Here is a 519-nt window from a genome sequence, read left to right as displayed (position 1 = left end):
CGTGGTGTTCCGGGCCGAGGGCGGGCTCGCCGCGCCGTCAGAGCTTGCGAAGTCCACTGAGCACCCTTTCGAGCAGTGTCACATCTGGCTGGCCACCCTCGCCCTCGTTACCCGGCTGGTGGATCGCCACGAGCCCGGCCTCGGCCAGGTCGGCCACCAGAATCCGGGCCACCCCCAGAGGGATGGAGAGCAACGCGGAAACCTCCGCGACGGACTTCACCTCAAGGCACAGGTGGCAGATCCGCTGGTGCTCGGGAAGGAGTCCCTGGAGCTGCACCGGGTCGGCGCTGGTGCTCACCAGCGCCTCGATCGCCAGCTGGTACCGCGGCCTGGTCCGGCCACCGGTCATCGCGTAGGGACGCACCAGGGGCTGGTCGCCCTCGTCGTCGAACGAGCCGTAATGATGCGACGCACCGTACGAGCCCTGGGAAGGGGGCGGGGTGATCATGGCTCCTCCGAGCTGATGGCAAGTGATCGGCGAGGCGGTCAATGGTGCTCATGTGGGGGGAGCTTTCGATC

The 519-nt window shown here is 68.0% G+C and carries 1 protein-coding gene; it reads right to left on the bottom strand.

Going from position 1 to position 519, the window contains the following annotated elements:
• Window positions 1–37: 37 nt before the first annotated feature.
• Window positions 38–445, bottom strand: coding sequence for a DUF742 domain-containing protein (locus tag ACL02R_RS30065; protein ID WP_398849156.1), 408 nt, complete (start codon window positions 443–445; stop codon window positions 38–40).
• Window positions 446–519 lie beyond the last annotated feature (74 nt).

This window comes from Streptomyces sp. MS19 (assembly GCF_047200595.1).
Lineage (GTDB): Bacteria > Actinomycetota > Actinomycetes > Streptomycetales > Streptomycetaceae > Streptomyces.
This window is presented reverse-complemented; position numbering and strand designations above follow the sequence as displayed.